The 15,673-nt window shown below is 33.9% G+C and carries 14 protein-coding genes; 6 read left to right on the top strand and 8 right to left on the bottom strand.

The genetic code is table 11. The features are described from left to right. Positions 1-100 precede the first annotated feature (100 nt). The 3 genes from ACIQ2J_RS08985 to ACIQ2J_RS08975 all read right to left on the bottom strand — a co-directional run bounded on the left by ACIQ2J_RS08985 (position 101) and on the right by ACIQ2J_RS08975 (position 3,621). Entirely contained in the window at positions 101-1,141 is a 1,041-nt protein-coding gene (locus tag ACIQ2J_RS08985) for a glycosyltransferase family protein (protein ID WP_396168781.1), read from the bottom strand. Further along, positions 1,141-2,016 carry a UDP-2,3-diacylglucosamine diphosphatase gene (locus tag ACIQ2J_RS08980; protein ID WP_396168779.1) on the bottom strand — a complete coding sequence of 292 codons (876 nt, stop codon included), beginning with the start codon at positions 2,014-2,016 and terminating at the stop codon, positions 1,141-1,143. The genes ACIQ2J_RS08985 and ACIQ2J_RS08980 overlap by 1 nt, the downstream gene beginning before the upstream one ends. A 342-nt stretch (positions 2,017-2,358) precedes the next feature. Then, the gene (locus ACIQ2J_RS08975; RefSeq protein WP_396168776.1) at positions 2,359-3,621 is read right to left on the bottom strand and encodes an aminotransferase class I/II-fold pyridoxal phosphate-dependent enzyme; all 1,263 of its coding nucleotides are present in this window, start codon (positions 3,619-3,621) and stop codon (positions 2,359-2,361) included. 172 nt (positions 3,622-3,793) lie between these two features. On the opposite strand from ACIQ2J_RS08975, the gene ACIQ2J_RS08970 reads away from it, so the two are divergent. Together ACIQ2J_RS08970 and ACIQ2J_RS08965 are read left to right on the top strand one after the other, a co-directional pair. Continuing rightward, a complete protein-coding gene (locus ACIQ2J_RS08970; RefSeq protein ID WP_396168774.1) occupies positions 3,794-5,065 on the top strand; it encodes a T9SS type A sorting domain-containing protein in 1,272 nt (423 codons plus the stop codon). An 8-nt stretch (positions 5,066-5,073) separates the two neighbouring features. After that, a complete protein-coding gene (locus ACIQ2J_RS08965) occupies positions 5,074-5,652 on the top strand; it encodes a non-canonical purine NTP diphosphatase (RefSeq protein WP_396168772.1) in 579 nt (192 codons plus the stop codon). Here the strand turns inward: ACIQ2J_RS08965 and ACIQ2J_RS08960 are convergent. The 3 genes from ACIQ2J_RS08960 to ACIQ2J_RS08950 all read right to left on the bottom strand — a co-directional run bounded on the left by ACIQ2J_RS08960 (position 5,642) and on the right by ACIQ2J_RS08950 (position 8,653). Continuing rightward, positions 5,642-6,571 (bottom strand): ABC transporter ATP-binding protein, encoded by a 930-nt coding sequence (locus tag ACIQ2J_RS08960; protein ID WP_396168769.1) that lies wholly within the window; start codon positions 6,569-6,571, stop codon positions 5,642-5,644. The two genes, ACIQ2J_RS08965 and ACIQ2J_RS08960, sit on opposite strands and share 11 nt — an antisense overlap. A gap of 100 nt (positions 6,572-6,671) precedes the next feature. Further along, the gene (locus ACIQ2J_RS08955; RefSeq protein ID WP_396168766.1) at positions 6,672-7,982 is read right to left on the bottom strand and encodes an ABC1 kinase family protein; all 1,311 of its coding nucleotides are present in this window, start codon (positions 7,980-7,982) and stop codon (positions 6,672-6,674) included. After that, positions 7,979-8,653, bottom strand: a complete 675-nt coding sequence (locus tag ACIQ2J_RS08950) for a TetR family transcriptional regulator C-terminal domain-containing protein (protein WP_396168763.1) — start codon at positions 8,651-8,653, stop codon at positions 7,979-7,981. Before ACIQ2J_RS08950 ends, ACIQ2J_RS08955 begins: the two co-directional genes overlap by 4 nt. A 119-nt stretch (positions 8,654-8,772) precedes the next feature. Between ACIQ2J_RS08950 and ACIQ2J_RS08945 the strand changes: the two genes are divergently transcribed. Beyond that, positions 8,773-9,546 carry a TlpA family protein disulfide reductase gene (locus tag ACIQ2J_RS08945; protein ID WP_396168760.1) on the top strand — a complete coding sequence of 258 codons (774 nt, stop codon included), beginning with the start codon at positions 8,773-8,775 and terminating at the stop codon, positions 9,544-9,546. 108 nt (positions 9,547-9,654) lie between these two features. Further along, positions 9,655-11,274 carry an ABC-F family ATP-binding cassette domain-containing protein gene (locus tag ACIQ2J_RS08940; RefSeq protein WP_396168758.1) on the top strand — a complete coding sequence of 540 codons (1,620 nt, stop codon included), beginning with the start codon at positions 9,655-9,657 and terminating at the stop codon, positions 11,272-11,274. A 152-nt stretch (positions 11,275-11,426) separates the two neighbouring features. Here the strand turns inward: ACIQ2J_RS08940 and ACIQ2J_RS08935 are convergent, their stop codons facing one another. Next, positions 11,427-12,302 carry a lysophospholipid acyltransferase family protein gene (locus ACIQ2J_RS08935; RefSeq protein ID WP_396168756.1) on the bottom strand — a complete coding sequence of 292 codons (876 nt, stop codon included), beginning with the start codon at positions 12,300-12,302 and terminating at the stop codon, positions 11,427-11,429. Between the two features lie 99 nt (positions 12,303-12,401). Between ACIQ2J_RS08935 and ACIQ2J_RS08930 the strand changes: the two genes are divergently transcribed. Together ACIQ2J_RS08930 and ACIQ2J_RS08925 are read left to right on the top strand one after the other, a co-directional pair. After that, on the top strand, positions 12,402-13,049 hold the full coding sequence (locus tag ACIQ2J_RS08930; RefSeq protein ID WP_396168753.1) for a rhomboid family intramembrane serine protease: 648 nt from the start codon (positions 12,402-12,404) through the stop codon (positions 13,047-13,049). 44 nt (positions 13,050-13,093) lie between these two features. Continuing rightward, positions 13,094-13,786 (top strand): SIMPL domain-containing protein, encoded by a 693-nt coding sequence (locus ACIQ2J_RS08925; protein WP_396168750.1) that lies wholly within the window; start codon positions 13,094-13,096, stop codon positions 13,784-13,786. Between the two features lie 415 nt (positions 13,787-14,201). On the opposite strand, the gene ACIQ2J_RS08920 is transcribed toward ACIQ2J_RS08925, so the two are convergent. Next, on the bottom strand, positions 14,202-15,673 hold a 1,472-nt coding region (locus tag ACIQ2J_RS08920), incomplete at its 5' end, for a T9SS type B sorting domain-containing protein (RefSeq protein ID WP_396168748.1).

Below are 15,673 nucleotides of genomic sequence, written 5' to 3'. Positions count from 1 at the left end.
AAAGCACTTAAATATAAACTGCGACTTCGCGCCCTTGCGAGAAAAAAAATATAATAGTTTTTAGTACTAAATATTTTAATCGGACAATAATGATTCATTATTATTGAAAGAAGGTGTAATTATCCGATTCGTAGTTGGTGTTGATTTTTTTATTTCCTGCATGATTAGCAACAATTAAAGAAACGATTTCTTCGGTATTATCGGGATAATCCACCGCAACGATGGTATCGTCATTTAGCCATTTTCTAATTTTTGGAATCGTATCGTTATTTAATTTTTTTATTACAGCCACACCCATTTCTTGTAGCATTTGAGCATTATAGGCTTGCTCCAATTGTTTCTTCATAGGAATTACCATTAGTTTTTTCTTTAAAAATAGGGCTTCGCTTGCAGTGCCAAAACCTGCATTACACAAAACCCCCTCGGCAGAAGCCATACTTTTTAAAAACAATTCCGTATTTATTGGAGTGATTCTAATATTTTTTATTTGAATATCTTTTTTGCTGTTTTTTGAAAATACCTGCCAATTAATTGCAGGCATTTTTCGCAACCATTTTAGAATTTGATTATCATCATACGATGGCAAATAAACCGTGTAATGACCTTCATTAGTAGGAGTTAATTCACGAACTTGTTTTCTTATTATTGGGGTAAAAATAGTTCCGTCCAATCGTTTAAAATGAAACCCGTAATTGTAAGTAGTTGGCGCATAATTTTGCAATACTAACTTTCCTATAATATCATTTTTCTTTGGTTTAGGCGCAAGCGGATGCAGTGTTGCCACTTGATTACTCAAGCCAATACATTCTTTTTTGGCCTTGATTGCTGCCCAACAAGAAATAGGTTCAAAATCACTAATGATTAAATCATACGGTTTTAGATCGAGTTTTTTTACTTCCTTAATTAACTTGATAGAATTTAGTTTCACAAAGGTTCTCCAAAAATCAACTCCCCCTTTTTTTCCGAAAATAAAAGACATCCCTTTAAATCTGTATTTTACTTCAAATGGCAATTCTATATCCGATTGGATACCACTCACTAAAATATCCACTTCTCCTTTTTGTTGCAAATACGGAATTATTTCAATTGCTCTTGTAATATGCCCGTTTCCGGTGCCTTGAACAGCATATAGAATTTTCATTATTTAAAATTTAAAGAAGTTGCAATATCTTTGGTTTGTAAAAAACCACCCAACATTTGTTCGAAAATTTGCTCGTTTTCCATCAATACTAAACCGTCCTCATTTTCATTAGTAGCATTTTTATAATCGCTAGCATCGTATTTATACATGCTCCACTCTTTATTATTGTACTCTAAGGCAGTAAGATTTTCAATCCAATCTCCCGAATTTAAGTATTCCACTTGTCCGTGTTCGGTTGTAATGGTTTTCATTTCTGGATGATGAATATGACCACATAACACATAATCATAGCCATTTCGGATAGCAATATCGGCTGCGGTTTTTTCGAAATCATTAATGAATTTTACTGCTTGTTTAACACTGTTTTTTATATTTTTAGATAAGGATATTTTTTCCCTTCCCATTTTTACAGAAGCCCAATTACAAAAAGCATTAATCAATATCAACAAATCATAGCCATGAGATCCTAAACGAGCTAACCATTTCGAATTTTGCATGGTTACATCAAATACATCTCCGTGAAAAATCCAAACTTTTTTACCATCTAAATCTAAAACCAATTTGTTTTCAATACTTAGTTTTCCCATTTTAAACCCTTCAAATTTTCGAAGCATTTCGTCATGATTCCCCGTAATATAATAGACTTTGGTGCCTTTACTTACCCAATTGATTATTTTATGAACCACCTGCATGTGCGATTTTGGCCAATACCTTTTGCTAAATTGCCACATATCAATAATATCACCATTGAGCACTACAATTTTAGGTTTTACGCTATTCATGTAGTTTAACAACTCTTTGCTTTGGCATCCATAAGTTCCTAAATGAATATCGGAAAGTACTAATAGATCAATTTTTCTTTTATTTTTTGACATAATGAATAGGGCTATTGGTATTAAAATGAATTAACACATGGTTTAGATTTGGATATTGCTGATTTTGGGAGGTGGTTAAACTTGTGCCGATTGAGATTCGCACAGAGGAATTGAAAATAGAAAATAACGTGGACTGTTTCAAATATTCTATCTGTAATACTACTTATAAATTAATAGTAATCAAAAATAATTATATACAAGGAAGAAGGTATTACCAAAATATTAATTTTAGGTTAAACTATAAGTGATCTAGTTTGAGAATTAAATTAAGGTTTAACTTTTGTGCAAAAAAAATCCATTCAAAAACTGAATGGATTTTTTAATATCTAAAACTGGAATTACTTAAGCGTCTAAATCAACTTTAGTGGCATCCGCTATTTTCTTATAAGTTCCGTTTACTAATTTATCGCGAATGATTTCGAAAGCAGTTAAGGTTTCATCAATATCAGCTAAGGTATGAGACGCTGTTGGAATCATACGCAATAGTATAATCCCTTTTGGAATTACCGGATAGATTACAATCGACAAGAAAATACCGTAGTTTTCTCTTAAATCATTCACCATAACCATTGCTTCTGGCACACTTCCTTCTAAATATACTGGTGTTACACAAGTGTTAGTATCGCCAATATTAAATCCTTTGGCACGCAATCCGCCTTGAAGCGCATTTACGTTTTCCCAAAGTTTATCTTTCAATTCAGATGATTTACGCAACAATTCCAAACGTTTTAATGAACCAATAGTTTGAATCATTGGCAACGCTTTGGCAAACATTTGCGAACGTAAATTGTATTTTAAATAATCAATAATATCTTTATCTGCAGCTACAAAAGCACCAATGTTAGCCATAGATTTTGCAAAAGTAGAGAAGTACACATCTATATCGTCTTGAACGCCTTGCTCCTCACCTGCTCCAGCTCCTGTTGCTCCAAGAGTACCAAAACCGTGAGCATCATCCACTAATAATCGGAAATTGTATTTTGCTTTCATTGCAACAATTTCTTTTAATTTTCCTTGTTGCCCGCGCATTCCGAAAACACCTTCGGTGATGAAAAGAATTCCACCTCCTTGTTCGGTAGCTAATTTTGTGGCACGTTGCAGGTTTTTCTCCATGCTTTCAATGTCGTTATGACGGTAGGTGAAACGTTTCCCACTGTGCAAACGAACTCCATCAATTATACAAGCATGTGCATCTACATCGTAAACAATTACATCATTACGAGTAACCAACGCATCAATAATGGATAGAATTCCTTGGTATCCAAAATTCAGTAAATATGCCGATTCTTTCATTACAAAAGCAGCCAATTCTTCTTCTAATTGTTCGTGGTATTTAGTGTGTCCGCTCATCATACGTGCTCCCATTGGGTAAGCTGCACCATATTCAATAGCTGCATCGGCATCGGCTTTACGCACTTCGGGATGGTTTGCAAGACCTAAATAGTCGTTCAAACTCCAGTTTAAAATATCTTTTCCTTGAAATTGCATTCTTGGTCCTAATTCTCCTTCTAGTTTAGGAAACACAAAATATCCTTCGGCTTGAGAAGCCCATTTTCCTAGAGGTCCTTTATTGTTTTGAATTCTTTCAAATAAATCTTTTACCATGATAAAATATGTTGTTAAAAAGCGAGGCAAAAGTAATAATAAAAATAATTTTTTGACCACTATTCCGAAACTAATCCACATAAAATTTCGTTAAATACCGCTTTTTAAGACATGGTTAAGCATCCTTAATCAAAAATGTACTAATTTTGGTGGTTTCCATTAATAAAATAAAATGAAAATACTAAAAACCTGTTTATTTATTCTAACATTTTTCTCAACGGTATCTAGTTTTGCGCAAAACAAAATACTTTTTGACGCCAGTAAGGCAGAAATGGCTGGAAGTGCTGATTGGATTATTGATACAGATTTATTCAATATTAATTTTACTTCTAGTGGTACATTAGTATTGTCGGGGGGAAACGAAAGCAATCCTCAAAAAATTCCAACACCTGCACAATCTGGAATTTCGTCTTCAACTACTGAAAGCTATTGGGATGGAGCAATATCTGCTTGGGCTGTAGATTGTGTAAAACAAGGCTACGTAGTGGAAACACTTCCATATAATGGAGCAATAACTTATGGCAATTCAAGTAATTTACAAGACTTAAGCAATTATAAAGTATTTGTTGTTCCAGAACCAAATATTTTATTTACTGCAGCAGAAAAAACTGCTATAATGAATTTCATTTCTAATGGTGGTGGCTTGTTCTTGATTTCAGATCATGCTGGAGCCGATAGAAATAATGATGGTTTTGATTCGCCTATGGTATGGAATGATTTTATGAGTACTAATTCGGTTCAAAATAATCCTTTTGGAATACAATTCAATTTAGTTGGAAGCCCGAATGGAATTTCTGAAACAACATCAAAAGTAGCCAACCTTCCAACGGATCCTATTTTACATGGAATTGCGGGAAATGTAACTAAATTAAAATTTAGTGGCGGAGATTCTATGACTTTAAATACTTCACAAAACCCAAATACAAAAGGTTTAATTTATAAAAACTCCTCTACAAATTCTGGCTTAACTAATGTTTTTTGCGCATCTACAACATTTAATTCTGGAAAAGTAGTTGCTATTGGGGATAGCTCCCCTTTTGACGATAACACTGGCGACCCAAATGACACACTTTATGATGGTTATAATGATCCAACTATGGCTGGAAATCATCAAAATTTAATAATGAATGCAACAATTTGGCTAATGACTTCAAATACCGCTGCAACTAACGAAAATTCATTGGATGCTACTCACTTTACTATTGCGCCAAATCCATCTCAAGACAAGCAAATTCATTTTACTTTTTCATCAGAAGAAAATCAAAATACTGTAATTACAATTTTTGACACCCTTGGAAGAATCGTAAAAGAAGTACAAATAAATGAATTTAATACAGGTGTAAACTATCAAACTATTGACGCTAGAAATTTAGAAAATGGCGTATATATTTGTAAACTTACTAATGGTTCAAACAGCAAAAGTCTTCAATTAATTATAAAATAACACCTCCAATGAAACTCGTCTTCGCCTCTAACAACGCCAATAAAATAAAAGAAATTCAACAATTAATTCCGGCTTCTATAGAAATAGTGAGCCTTCAAGATATTGGTTGTAACGATGATATTCCAGAAACTGCAGCTACTATTGAAGGAAATGCCATTTTAAAAGCCAATTATGTTACCGAAAAATACGGTTTGAATTGTTTTGCAGATGATTCTGGATTGGAAGTAGAAGCACTTAATGGAGCGCCAGGGGTATATTCTGCTCGATATGCGGGAGAACCTAAAAACGACGAGAACAATATGGATAAATTAATTTTGGCACTTAAAGATGAATCGAATAAAAAAGCTAATTTTAAAACGGTAATTTGTTTGAATTTAAATGGTGTGCAACAACTTTTCACTGGAATTATTAATGGTACCATTACAGATACTAAAGTTGGCGATAACGGCTTTGGCTACGACCCTATTTTTATTGCCGATGGACTTACTAAGACTTTTGCGGAATTAACCATGCAAGAAAAATCTACTATTAGTCATCGTGGAATTGCGGTAAAACAATTGGTTGCTTTATTATATACTATGGTGTAATTTCGATATCTAAAAACAATTCTTCATCTGTAGGAAAGTCCGTTTTGCTATCAAAAAACAAAATGCCTTTTTCATATTGCGTCTCTATTAAATAATGGCTTCCCCTAAAATAGCAAGTGGTTACGGCTATTTTTAAATCCGAATTTTTAACCACCTTTAGTTGGTGCGGATAAACAAAATGCGTTTTTCCTTTAATTTCAATAGCATTCACATCGCCAAAAAGAGAAGCAACATAAAGATTTTTGGGATTTTCATAAATGAATTTTGGGCTTCCTTTTTCTATTATTGCTCCTTGTTGCATTACTAATACATCATCAGCAAACGATAACACGTCAGTACTATCATGGGTAGCAACAATACAGGTGATTTTCTTTTGTTTTAAGTAAGAAAACAACTTTCTGCGCAAGCTATTTTTTCTAAAATTATCAATATGGCTAAAAGGTTCGTCCAGCAATAACACCTCTGGTTCTAGAGCCAGAACTCTCGCAATGGCTACCCGTTGCATCTGACCACCACTTAAATATTTGGCCTTGACATCTGCAAACTCTTGCATTTCTACAATCTCTAATAATTCGGTAATGCGTTCTTTTTTGGCTTCAGGATAAATATTAGATAAGTATTTTCCAACATTTTCGGCAACGGTAATAAAAGGCATCAAATCAAAATCTTGTGCCAAATACTTCATGTATTCCATACCCGGAATAAGATGGTATTTAGGACCTAAAACTTCTAAATCCTTCCAGAAGATTTTCCCTTTATCTAAATCATACAAACCATATATAAGTTTTAAAAGCGTGCTTTTCCCACAGCCACTTTCACCTATTATAGCAAGCGATTTTCCTTTATCTAAAGTAAAAGAACTGTCTAAAATGGTAACTTCTTTTTGATACGAAAAGATTATATTTTCAACTTTTAACATGCTGCAAAATAACATTATTTTTTATTAGAAATAAAACTAATCCCAATAAAAAAAGAGCAGCAACCCAATAGGAATACTGCTCTTTCTTTACCAAAATGTTTTATTTAATATATTGAATGTAGGTCTTTGTATCTACTCTAGCCTTTAAATCATGTAATAAATTATAAAGACCAAAAAAGGTTCTATTTATATACAAGAAATGCTTGGAACCTCTATTGCCATTCATTTTTCTTAGTTGGGTATCTTTAGCAAATTCTTCGCCCATGGTAGCTATTTGACCAAAAAAATCTTCATCGGAAAAATCAAAGAAATCGCCATGAAAAGGTTTGGTAAACAAACCTAATAAATCATGAAACAATTTAGTGAAATACAAGATTTCCTCTTTAGAATCGTCTTTCCGTAGTATCTCTAATTCGTATAATTTATCATTAAATAACTTAGGGTCGTTAATTACAATAGGATTAGCTAATTCAAAATACGGCACGTAAAATTCTGGTGGTACTTGCTTGATGCATCCAAAATCAATTGCTATTAAATTGGAATCCTTATCAATTAAGAAATTTCCAGGATGCGGATCGGCATGCACTTCTCTTAAATGGTGCATTTGATACATATAAAAATCCCATAAGGCCTGCCCTAGTTTATCCCCTTTTTCACGGTCATTATTATGAGAAGTGAATTCCGAAAGGTGCTCTCCTTCCATCCATTCCATCGTTAAAATTTTTTCTGATGAAAGCTCTGGGTAATAGGTTGGAAATCTTAAATTAGCTATTTGTTGGCATTCTTTAGAAACTTCTAAACTTTGCTTAAGTTCCAACACATAATCGGTTTCTTCCAATAATTTATCTTCAACTTCTTTAAAATATTTATCGGAATCTTTTCCTTTTATATTAAACATTCTAACCGCAAAAGGTTTTACCAAAGCCAAATCCGAACTGATGCTATCGGCAACTCCTGGATATTGGATTTTAACTGCAAGATTTTTTCCGTACTTGGTTGCTTTATGTACCTGCCCAATACTGGCGGCATTTACTGCATCTGGAGTAAAAGTATCAAACAAACTTTCGGGATAATCTCCAAAATATTTTTTAAAGGTTTTTCGAACCAAAGGCGCAGATAATGGCGGAACCGAAAACTGTGATAACGAGAATTTATCTACATATTGTTGTGGCATGATGCTTTTATCCATACTCAACATTTGAGCTACTTTAAGAGCACTTCCTTTTAAATTCTTTAAGCCGTCATAAATATCTTCGGCATTATTTTCATTCAGTTTGTCTTTATTCAAAGAAGGGTTCACTATTTTCTCTCCATAATAGGCGGCATAGTTTCCTCCAACTTTAAATCCAGTTCTAATTAATTGCCCTGCTCGTTCCATTTTTCCCGTAGGAATTTTATCTAATGTTTTCATCGTTCCATTTTTTCCTTCCAAAGGAATTTACCCAAATCAAATAAGCTTTCTAATGGTTTTGTATCTAATAAATCTACTACTGTATTTACCGATTTCTCTATTAATATATCTGTACTTTCAAACGCTTTTGAAGTATCGTCTAACCAAAATTTTAAAACAAATAAAAACTGTATCCATGCCCCTTCTGACAAAACAGGGTTAATAACCGAAGAAGCTTTTTGACGTATTTCCGAATTGCCGTTTTCTAAAAGATTTGATACGTAACTTTTAAAATAACTTCTAAGGTTCTTTAAGCTCTTTAAGTTTTTTAACACATCTTTGTTATCTTTTAAAGAAAACAAGATAAAACTTCTGTTTAATCCAAATACTTCAAATAAAGTAAAATACAAGGTTAGTAACTTATTCTTATCTGAATAACCTTCATATGCTTCTTCTTTTTCGATTGTCTCCAAGGCATTTTCAAAAAACTTCAACCAAATGTCCTGCCTTAATGCGTCTAGAGAACTAAAGAAGGTATAAAATTCTGTTTCAGTAATTTTGCACTCTTTGCAAAAAACAAAAACATTTTTAGGTTCTTGATTAGAATTCAAAACATAATCCATGTACATAGAAATAATAATAGTTTCGTCTATTAATTTCTTTTTACTAGTAGGTTTAGCTGTTTTTTCCATTAGTATTTAATTGAGGGTTTATTAAAGTGTAAAGATAAATATTGTTTAATGATTAATTCAAAATATTAAACAAAAGTTTTGTTAATTATTTTGTATTTTTGAATTCAAATAAAAAAACAATGCAAAAATCCATAAGTATCCTAATCGTATTGCTTTCCTTCTTTATATCTTTTGGACAAAAAAATTACGGAAAACCAGAAATGGATCCCTCCATAATTCAAAAAAATTATCAAGGCTGGCAGGAATACCAAAGAAAAAACATTCTTCTTTCTTCAGATTATATTGCTTTAGATGCTGAATCTAATGAAATTACAAAGGAATCTTTTTTAAACCAGCTTACTACCGGAGACTTTATTCCAATAAAATTAACTTCTACTAATTCAATAATTTATTACCAACTTTTTAAAATCCTTCCTGGAACCGACACCAGCATAAAAGCCAGTTTAACTGCTCTTGCTGTAGAAGAATTAGAACATTACAAAATGGAAGGACAGCCATTTCCGGAGTTTTCTTTTACCGATTTAAACGGAAAAACAATCACAAACGAATCTGTAAAAGGGAAAATTGTAGTTATTAAATGTTGGTTTATTCATTGCGCACCTTGTATTAAAGAATTTCCTGCAGTTAATAAGTTGGTTGCACAATACAAAGATCGAAATGATATAGTCTTTATAAGTTTAGCCGAAGATACTTCGCAACAATTGCGTACTTTTTTAACTAAAAAACCCTTAGCCTATTCGGCCGTTCCAAACATGAAAAAATACATGAATGAAACGCTGCATTTAAGCGGATTTCCAACCCATTTTATTTTGAATAAAAAAGGTCAAATCTCTAAAGTTTTGTTGGATTATGAAGGATTGGAATTGGCATTAAAAAAAGAAAGCCAACTTTAATCCATATACAAAGAGCAGCAATTTTGCGGAAGCAAAAAAACTATTCCAACCTACTAAAATCTAATCGTTTTTCACTACTTTTGCACCAAATTTAAAACACCCAATTTTATGCTTACGGTTTCCAATCTATCAGTTCAATTTGGCAAAAGAATATTATTTGACGAAGTAAATACGAGCTTTGTACAAGGCAATTGTTACGGAGTTATTGGTGCTAATGGCGCTGGTAAATCTACCTTTTTAAAAATTCTTGCTGGCGATATTGACCCAACTTCGGGTAGAGTAATTTTGGAGCCTGGAAAACGGATGTCGGTTTTGAATCAGAACCACAACATGTTTGATGAAAATACGGTTTTAGAAACAGTGATGATGGGAAACAAAGTATTGTTTGCTGTAAAAACAGAAATGGATGCTTTGTACGCCGATTATTCGGATGAAAATGCCAATAGAATTGGAGAATTGCAAGTACAATTTGAAGAAATGAACGGTTGGAATGCCGATTCTAACGCTGCAGCAATGCTTTCTAATCTTGGAATTTCTGCCGACATGCATTATAATTTAATGGGCGAAATTGAAGGGAAAATGAAAGTTCGTGTGTTATTGGCGCAGGCACTTTTTGGTAATCCGGATGTTTTGGTAATGGATGAGCCTACCAATGACTTGGATTTTGAAACCATCACTTGGTTGGAAAATTTCTTGGCTAATTATGAAAATACGGTTATTGTAGTTTCGCACGATAGACACTTTTTAGATTCGGTTTGTACCCACATATCCGATATTGATTTTTCGAAAATCAATCACTATTCTGGAAATTATACTTTTTGGTACGAGTCTAGCCAATTGGCTGCTAAACAAAAAGCACAGCAAAATAAAAAGGCGGAAGAAAAGAAAGCCGAATTAGAAGAATTCATCCGTCGTTTTAGTGCGAATGTTGCTAAATCTAAGCAAGCAACTTCTCGTAAGAAAATGATTGAAAAATTAAATCTTGACGAAATTCGCCCTTCTAGTAGAAGATATCCTGCAATCATCTTTGATGTAGAACGTGAAGCTGGAGATCAAATATTGCATGTTCAAAATCTTGCTGCGTCTGTAGATGGGGATGTATTGTTTAAAAACGTGGATTTGAATATGGCTAAAGGTGATAAAGTTGTTATTTTCTCTAAAGACTCCCGTGCTACTTCCGCTTTTTATGAAATCTTAAACGGAAATCAACAAGCAGATGCTGGGGAATTTAATTGGGGAATTACTACTAATCAATCCTATTTACCTAATGACAACAGTCAGTTTTTTATTGATGGTGATTTGAATTTAGTAGATTGGTTGCGTCAGTTTGTGAAAACCGAAGAAGAGCGTGACGAAGTTTATGTTCGTGGTTTCTTAGGAAAAATGATTTTCTCAGGCGAAGAAGCATTGAAAAAATGTACGGTACTTTCGGGTGGAGAAAAAGTGCGTTGCATGTTATCTCGAATGATGATGATGCGTGCCAATGTATTAATGCTAGACGAACCTACAAATCACTTGGATCTAGAATCTATTACGGCATTTAACAATTCCTTGAAAAACTTTAAGGGTTCGGTATTATTCACGACACATGACCACGAATTTGCTCAAACTGTTGCCAATAGAGTTTTAGAAATCACTCCGAATGGTGTTATTGACCGTTACATGACATTTGATGAATATTTGGATGATGAAAAAGTACAAGAGTTAAGAAAGAAAATGTATAATTAAGGTACGAGGTTGGAAGTACGAGGTACGAAATGAAAAATCCAAAAATTAGAAATTCTAATTTTTGGATTTTTTTATACTTTCAACTTCCAACCTCGTAAATCGTACTTCCAACTTCGTACTTCCGACTTCCGACTTCGTGCCTCGTACTTTTCCTAATCTATTTTCTTATGTTTCCAACGCTTGTGTGTCCAAAGATAGAATTCGGGAGCTTCGTGGATTTGTTCTTCTACTTTTCGCATAAATTGTTCTGAAATCTTATAATCGGGAACTGATTTTACATCTTCGGAAAGTACTTCAAAGGTTGCCTCATAATAGCCACGTTTCACTTTTTTTCCCCTCAGATAAATAACATTCATATCGTATCGTTTGGCGAGCATTTCGGCACCAAAGTGAATTGGGGTTGGAATTCCTAAAAAAGTATCCCAATACAAATTATCGGAACGTCTTGGGGTTTGATCGCTTGCAAAACCATAAACGCCTAATATTTTATGTATGGTATTATATTCTATAGTTGGTTTAGTTTCTTTGGTAGTTATCAAAACCGCTTTGAACTTAGAGCGAATATCTTTGGCTAGTTTGTCAAAATATTTGTTTGCAATTTTTTTATAAATCCCATAACCAATAAAATTGATGTGATGGTTCATCGATACTGCCCATTCATAACTGGCATAATGAGCACATAACAAAGCAATACTTTTTCCTTTCTTTTCTAAATCTAAATAGGTTTCTAGATTAGTAAAAACATACCGTTTGTCCATTTCTGCTTTAGAAATAGTTAGCGTTTTAATCATTTCAAGAAACATATCACACAAATGATGAAAGGATTTTTTTTCAATAATCAACCGTTCGTTTTTGGAAAGATTAGGAAAAGCCATTGCCAAATTTTCTCGAACTGTTTTTTTACGATAGCCTATTATATAATATAAAATCACATAAACGAAATCGGATAAAAGATACAATAAAGGAAATGGCAGTATCGAAATAAGCCACAATAACGGATAAATAAGAATATAAAGTAAAAACTGCATTGTAATAATTTTATGCAAATATACATTTTAAGTTAATTTTATAACTTTGGTTTAACAAAACCTACACAACAATTGTTATTTTTACCTAAAATATACGCTATGAGTACTACATTTTTTTTAATAGCCCTAATTGCCGTCAATGTAATTGTTAGTTTTAAAGGGTTTGAGAATACCTATTTCTTCAGAAAATACCAATTCCATATTGGAAGCATTCTTAAAGGAGAACAAATACGAATGATTACTTCGGGCTTTCTGCATGCCGACATTGCACATTTAGCATTCAACATGCTTACGCTGTATTTTTTCGCGCCGGTAGTGTCCGGAGCGTTAGGGAATTATTCCTTTCTATTAATTTATTTTGCAAGTTTGATTTTTGGAAGTATGCTTACTTTATTCCTCCACAAAAACGACTACAATTATAGTGCTATTGGAGCATCGGGAGCAGTAACCGGAATTATTTATTCGGCAATATTATTAGATCCAAGTCTACAAATATTTTTATTTTTCATTCCTATTCCAATACCTGCTTACCTTTTCGGAATTGGGTATTTGCTATATTCCATCTATGGAATGAGAGCCAAAAATGACAATATTGGACATACCGCGCATTTTGGTGGTGCCATTGGTGGCTATATTTTTTCTATTATTTTGCATCCTCAAATACTTACCGAAAATACGTTTATGGTTGTTATTTTAACCATCCCAATTATAATAATGGCGATTATGGCCAAGCAAGGGAAACTATAATTGGCATAAATTTTGAATAAGGAATAATCTAAAACATTTTTATTATGAAAAAAGCAATTTTAATCGCATTCGCGATGCTTGCCTCATTGGCACAGGCACAAGAGCAAAAACAAATTCCTCAAATTTCCGTTTCTGGAGAAGGAAAAATTAGTGTAAAACCAGATCAAGTGGTTGTTAATTTCGGAGTAGAAAATTTAGGAAAAGATGCCACCGAAGTTAAAAAACTAAACGACGAAACAGTTGATAAAGTGCTAAAATTCATTAAGGATTTTGGAATCTCGACTTCTGATTTTAAAACTACCAATGTAAGTTTAAACAGAAACTACGATTATGATAAAAAGAAATACAATTATCGTGCATCACAATCTATAACGATAGTTTTAAAAGACATTTCTAAATACGATAGTTTAATGATGGGTCTAGTTGATAACGGAATTAACAACATTAGCGATGTAGAATTTAAGTCTTCTAAATTAGAAGAATACAAATCGGAAGCCCGAAAACTAGCCATCAAAGAAGCCAAACACAAAGCCGAAGACTATGTTTCGGTTTTGAATCAAAAAGTTGGTAAAGCCATTTTAATAAATGACAATACCCAAGCCTATTTCCCGCAACCCATGTATAAAATGGCAATGGCAGATGCTGGACTTCCCGGAAATATGACTCCCAAAGAAACCCTTGCAGTTGGTGAAATTGAAGTAACCGCGAATGTTTCGGTAAGTTTTATTTTAGAATAATTACATCAAACACATTTTAATCAAAATTAATTTTTCTTTTATGGCGTGCCCCTTCGGGTCGGGCTGTCCGCTATATCTTTTCTTTTTTTATTGCTCGTGACCTCGCAATAAAAAAAGAAAAGGATACCGCTTCCATCCCTCACGCAACACGTATAGAATTTTACCAGAAATAACTAGTAAAAACAAACTATAAAAATCTAGCATCCATTCCTTCATTTGAAGGGAAGCCCAAAAGACGGGGTAGTTTTTACAAAAAAAACATCTACAATACATTCACACTTCGGCTCCCCTCTCCTGTTTTTGCAAAGTATGAAGCAATCGAGAGGGGGCGGGGGTGAGGTTTCTCATCACAAATTTATCCCACAAAAAAAGTGCTGAATCGCTCCAGCACTTTCTAAGTATGTATTTATTTTCTTTATCGTTTCAACGAAAAATGCGCTTTAAATTGTTTGTAAGCTGCTGCTTCGCTATAGTCAACAGTAAACCAGTAATCTGTTGAAGACATTAGGTTTCCGTTGTAGGTTCCGTCCCATCCTGGGCTTTGTGGACTAATTTGTTTGATTAGTTTTCCAAAGCGGTCAAATATATAAATTTTTGCTGAAAAATCATTTTGCAATCCACTAATATTCCATGTATCGTGTATACCATCGCCATTTGGAGTGAAATAATGCGGATAATCAATGGTTTGCACCTGGTTTATCACTAATGGATCACAACTTATGGCAATACCACCTTTGGTATCCCAAACGGTAATAAAGTGCTCGCCTAAACCTACGTTTTCAAATACGTTGCTTTCTTGGCGTGGTCCATCATCCAAACTGTATTCGTAAGTTCCATATCCGGTAACGGTAACTGTGATGATTTGGTTTTCCGAAAAAGCATTGGTAACCGTGTATCCTTGGCTTCCTACTGGCAGAGTCACTGCTTGTCCGGATTGCAACACGGTGAACGGATTTGAGGTTCCACTACATGCTAATGAACCGGTACTAGTCATTACCACACTAAAGTCGGAACTTGTCTGGTTGGTAAAGGCATTATTTACAGTATAAGTAGAATTTGTTGCTCCTGGTATAGCAACTCCTGCAGCATCCAGCCATTGGTAGGTGTACGTTGGCACAGTTCCTAAATAAGGCGTGGTGTTTGTAGCTGTCAAGACTAAATCTCTAACCACTTGTTGGTTGTTGAAATCCACACAAATAACATTGTTAGCTGCCACAATTTTAGGTTGTGGATACTGCTCAACGGTTAGGTTAAAAGTAGCTATTCGTTCGCAACCCGTTAGCTTGTTTTTTACCACTACCCAAATAGTGTGGGTATAAGCTTGGTAGGTTGACAAGTTAGTAATAGCCGTCGGTAACAATGGTGGTGTTGCTGATGGATTGTATTGGGTATCGTAGAAATTTACATCATAATCCGTTAGGGTTTGAGTAGCGCCTAAAATAGCAGGTATCAAAGCATCTAGAGCATATAAATGATACCCGTCGTTATCGTTTGCCTCATCATCGCAAGTAGCATAATCTAATGGTACTGCAAGAGTTGGTTTTGGATTTACCATTATAGTAAATTGCGATACAGGGCTTTTACATCCGGTAACGGTATTGTTGGCAACCACATAAATAGTTTGCGTATTTCCTGTGGTATTGGTGTTGGTAAACGTACTGGATATTGGTAGCGTAAGTGCCGCATCCAAATAGAAGGCCAAGGTGTAATTGGTTAATGGCAATGCATTACCGTTTAGTAAAATACTCGCTTGGGAGTTCAAATTAAACACGGTAAAACCATCGGTATCGTCATCACATTCTTGGTAAACATGTCCTGAAACAATTAGCGGAAGTGGATTTACTATTATTGGTTGTTCAACCAGTACATAACAATGTTGTGGAGGTG

The organism is Flavobacterium sp., assembly GCF_044357305.1.
Lineage (GTDB): Bacteria > Bacteroidota > Bacteroidia > Flavobacteriales > Flavobacteriaceae > Flavobacterium.
This window is presented reverse-complemented; position numbering and strand designations above follow the sequence as displayed.